3 protein-coding genes are annotated in these 4,271 nt (G+C 72.0%); 1 reads left to right on the top strand and 2 read right to left on the bottom strand.

Going from position 1 to position 4,271, the window contains the following annotated elements; translation table 11 throughout:
* Window positions 1-128: 128 nt before the first annotated feature.
* A complete protein-coding gene (argS, locus tag VFZ20_RS20440) occupies window positions 129-1,862 on the bottom strand; it encodes an arginine--tRNA ligase (protein ID WP_329685792.1) in 1,734 nt (577 codons plus the stop codon).
* Window positions 1,863-2,183, bottom strand: a complete 321-nt coding sequence (locus VFZ20_RS20435) for a zinc ribbon domain-containing protein (protein ID WP_329685791.1) — start codon at window positions 2,181-2,183, stop codon at window positions 1,863-1,865.
* A 573-nt stretch (window positions 2,184-2,756) separates the two neighbouring features.
* Between VFZ20_RS20435 and VFZ20_RS20430 the strand changes: the two genes are divergently transcribed.
* Window positions 2,757-4,076, top strand: coding sequence for an amidohydrolase family protein (locus tag VFZ20_RS20430; RefSeq protein ID WP_329685790.1), 1,320 nt, complete (start codon window positions 2,757-2,759; stop codon window positions 4,074-4,076).
* The last annotated feature ends 195 nt before the right edge of the window (window positions 4,077-4,271 follow it).

Raw genomic sequence — 4,271 nt, 5'->3', positions numbered from 1 at the left:
GCAAAAAGGCGGTCGGGGGAGAGGGCTCGCCCGTCGCGCAGCGACGGGCGCCCGACCCTGCTCCCGACTCAACCGACCTGCGACTGCCTGCGCCGCCGACGCCCTCCTCGGACGATGGCCGCCGACAGCTACGCCGCCGCGCCTTCGTCCGCGTTCTCCGCGCTCTCGGCGCCGTCCGCCGTCTCCGCGCGCGCCATGCGCTCGGGCGCGCTGATGCCCAGCAGGGCCAGGCCGTTGCGCAGCACCGTCTGCACGGCGCGGCTCAGCACCAGGCGCGCGCGCGACTGCTCCGGGCTCACGGCGTCGCCGATCACCCGCAGCGACGCGTCACGGTTGCCGGCGTGGTACCAGCTGTTTACCGCGCCCGCCACCTCTTCCAGGTACGCGCAGATGGCGTGCGGCGTGTGCGCCTCGGCGGAGATGGCGATCTCCTCAGGAAAGCGCAGCAGCAGCTTTACCAGGTCCGTCTCGCTCTCGTGCGAGAGCAGGTCCAGGTCCGCGGACATGGCGTCCAGCGTGGCCGGGTCCACCTCCGCGCGGCGAAAGATGGACGACAGCCGCGCGTGGGCGTACTGGATCTTGTAGACCGGGTTCTTGTCGGACTGGTCCAGCGCCAGGTCCAGGTCGAACGTGAGCTGGGCCTCGGCGCGGCGCATGAGGAAGAAGTACCGCGCCACGTCCACGCCCACCTCGTCGTACAGCTCGCGCATGGTGACGTAGTCGCCCGCGCGCTTGCTGAACTTGACCTCCTGGCCGCCCCGCATCACCAGCACCATCTGGTGCAGCTCGTACTCGGGGTAGCCCTGGGGCAGCCCCAGCGCCTGCAGGCCCGCGCGCACGCGCGCCACGGTGCCGTGGTGGTCGCTGCCCTGCACGTTGATGGCGCGATGGAACCCGCGCTCCCACTTGTTCACGTGGTACGCCACGTCCGGCAGGAAGTACGTGGGAAAGCCCGTGGACTTTACCATCACGCGGTCCTTGTCGTCGCCGAACTCCGTGGTCCGCAGCCAGACGGCGCCGTCCTTTTCGTACACGTGCCCCGTCTCGCGCAGGCGGCGGATGGTGTCTTCCACCGCCCCGCTGCCGTACAGCGACGACTCCAGGAAGTACGTGTCGAAGCGCACGCGGAACCCGTCCAGGTCACGGTTCTGCTCCGCGCGCAGCCGCGCGACGGCAAAGACGCGCATGGCGTCCAGCGTCTCGGCGGATTCGTCGCCGGCGAACCGGTCGCCGTGCTCGGCCACGAGCGCCTGCGCGATCTCGCGGACGTACTCCCCGTGGTAGCCGTCGTCGGGGAACGTGACCTCGCGGCCGACGGCCTGCTGGTAGCGGGCCCACACGCTGCGGGTGAGCCGGTTGATCTGCTCGCCCGCGTCGTTGTAGTAGTACTCGCGGTGCACGGCCCAGCCGGCCCAGGCCAGCAGCTCGGCGACCGCGTCGCCCAGCGCGGCCTGCCGCCCGTGGCCGATGTGCAGCGGCCCCGTGGGGTTGGCGCTGACGAACTCCACGTTCACGGGCTTGCCCGCGCCGCTCTCGTTGCGGCCGTAGCGTTCGCCCTCGCGGACGATGCGGACGAGCCCGTCGCGCAGGTAGTCCGTGGACAGGCGAAAGTTGATGAAGCCCGGCCCGGCCACCTCGGCGCTGCGGATGCCGGCGGCCGCGCGGTCAATGCGCTCCGCCAGCTCCTCGGCGATCTGCCGCGGGGCCTTGCGCAGGGGCTTGGCCAGGGTGAGCGCCACGTTGGTGGCCCAGTCCCCGTGCTCCGGGTTGCGCGGACGCTCCAGGGCGACGGTGACGGGGTCCTGCACGCCCATTTCCCGGAGGGCGCGCTCGATCTGGGCCTGCAGCTTCTCGACGGCCATCTATTCGCTCGTGGACGACCCGCCCGACGACGATCCGCCGGACGAGGACGATTCGGACTTGGGCGCGGGCTTGCTCTCGCCGGAGCCGGACGACGATGATCCGCCGCCCTTGTCGCTCTCGGCGGCCTTCTTGTAGCCGTCGCCGCGGTAGTCGGTGATGTAGAACCCGCTCCCCTTGAACACCAGCCCCGCGCCCCCGCTGATCTTGCGCTGGGCCTGGGCGTGGCAGTGGGGGCACTCCTGAACCGGCGGATCGGACATCCGCCCGAACTTCTCGAACTCGTTGCCGCACTCGGGGCAGCGGTACTCGTACGTGGGCATCCTGCGTCGTGTCCGTGTGGCCTTTGTGCTTTCCGTCACAAACCCGCGTAACCTACACTGACGCGGGGTCCCGGGCAACCGGATGGCGGGGATCGGGACACATGTGCGAGGCGTGGCCGCGGCGGATCGGGTGCGGGGCGCGCCGCGCGGGAGTGAAGGCATCGAGGGAGGCCGCGTCCACGCAGCCGGAGTCCCGCGGAGTCCCAGCCGGAGCGAATGAATTCGCCGCTGGAAGTTCACGAAGTCCGCCTGCGCGGACTGCCCCAGCGCAGGCCAGCGCAGTACACCAACGCCGCCTTCAATCAAGTTGTTCTCCCCCTCCCCCGCGAAGCGGGGGCAGGGGGCCGGGGGGAGGGGGCCCTCCGCGGGCGAGAGACAGCCCGCCACCCTGCATGGACCGCCGTTCTCCCTTCCCCCACGCAGTTCGTGGGGAAGGGCCGGGGATGGGGGGCGCTCCGCCCAGCCGTGATCTCCCCCCCGCAGAGAATTCGTGAATCTTTGTCGACAACCTGTCCGTACGCTGCCCCAGCCGCCGACGCGGCCTGCGGAATCAACACACGATCCTGACGATCCATGCGAATCGCGAATCTTGCCCGGACGGCCGCCGTGGCCGCCGCGGCCCTGCTGAGCCATCCCGCCGCCGCGCAGCCGGGCGGTCCGCCGCCGGGGGAGCCCGTGCTCATCCACGCCGGCCGCCTGTTCGACAGCGAGCGCGGCGTGTTCCTGCCCGCCCGCGACGTGCTCATCCGCGGCGGCGTGGTGGAAGCCGTGGGCGAGAACCTGCCGGCGCCGGAGGGCGCGCGCGTCATCGACCTGCGGGCGTACACCGTCATGCCGGGGCTCATCGACGCGCACACGCACCTGCTGATGGAAACCAGCCCGCGCCTGGACGAGGGGCAGGAGATGGCCCGCGAGGTGGCGTTCGAGGGCACCACGCTGCGCGCCCTGCGCGGCGCGGCGCGGGCCCGCACCTACCTGCAGGCCGGCATCACCACCGTGCGCGACCTGGGCAACAGCGGCACCTTCGGCGACGCGGCGCTCGCCCGCGCCATCGACGAGGGAACGCTGGAGGGCCCGCGCATCTACTTCTCCGGCCCCGGCCTGAGCCCCGAGGGCGGACAGCTGCCCGGCGTGGAGCCGGGCCACATGGCGCTCGTCCACGGCGAGTACCGCATCGTCAACGGGGTGGACGACGCGCGCCGCGCCGTGCGCGAGGCCGCCATCCAGGGCGCCCGCGTCATCAAGATGTACGCGGAGAACACGCCCAACCGGGCCAGCTTCACCATGGACGAGATGCGCGCCATCGTGGACGAGGCGCGGCGGATGGACCTGCCCGTGGCCGCCCACGCCACCAACGACGCCGCCGTCTGGCGCGCCGTGGAAGCCGGCGTGACGACGGTGGAGCACGGATACGACGTGGCGGACAGCACGTTCGCGTTCATGGCGCGCCGCGGCGTGGCGCTGGTGCCCACGGACCCGGACCGCGTCACCGTGGACCGCTTCATCGAGGTCACGCAGATGAACCCGCCGCCGCCGCCCGAGGGCCGCGAGCAGTTCCTGGAGCGTCCGCGCGACCGGGTGCGCCACGCCCGTGCGGCGGGGGTGACGATCGTGGCGGGATCGGACATGTACGCCGCGCTGGGCGGGTCGCGCGGCGAGTGGTCCCGGCGGGTGCTGTGGGCCTACCTGGGCTCGGGGATGACGCCCGCGCAGGTGCTGCAGTCCGCCACGTTCCACGCCGGCCGCGCCCTGGGCGAGCCCCGGCTGGGCGTCATCCGCCCCGGCGCGCTGGCGGACCTCATCGCCGTGGAGGGCGACCCGGCCGCGGACTTCGACGCCATGGGACGCGTCCGCTTCGTGATGAAGGACGGAAAGGTGTACGTGGGGCAGTAACGGCGAGTGCGAAAGTGCGAAAGTGCGAAAGTGGGCGGCGCAGAGATCGTGCACGTTGGCTCTCCCCGCGGAAGGGCCCCCACCCGCTCGTCGACTCGCGACCTCCCCCGCTGGCGCGGGGGAGGTGATGCGGGAAGCGCGCTTCGGTGTACGGCGCCGGACCCTCGCTGGGGCAGTCCGCGCAGGCGGACTTCG

The organism is Longimicrobium sp. (genome assembly GCF_036280135.1).
Classification (GTDB): Bacteria; Gemmatimonadota; Gemmatimonadetes; order Longimicrobiales; family Longimicrobiaceae; genus Longimicrobium.
The sequence above is the reverse complement of the archived record's forward strand: the minus strand, read 5'-3'. Positions and strand labels throughout refer to the sequence as shown.

Bases quoted from the DNA above. Each gene is read 5' to 3' on its own strand.
- VFZ20_RS20435 (WP_329685791.1), bottom strand. From the start codon at position 2,183: ATGCCCACGTACGAGTACCGCTGCCCCGAGTGCGGCAACGAGTTCGAG.
- argS (WP_329685792.1), bottom strand. From the start codon at position 1,862: ATGGCCGTCGAGAAGCTGCAGGCCCAGATCGAGCGCGCCCTCCGGGAA.
- VFZ20_RS20430 (WP_329685790.1), top strand. From the start codon at position 2,757: ATGCGAATCGCGAATCTTGCCCGGACGGCCGCCGTGGCCGCCGCGGCC.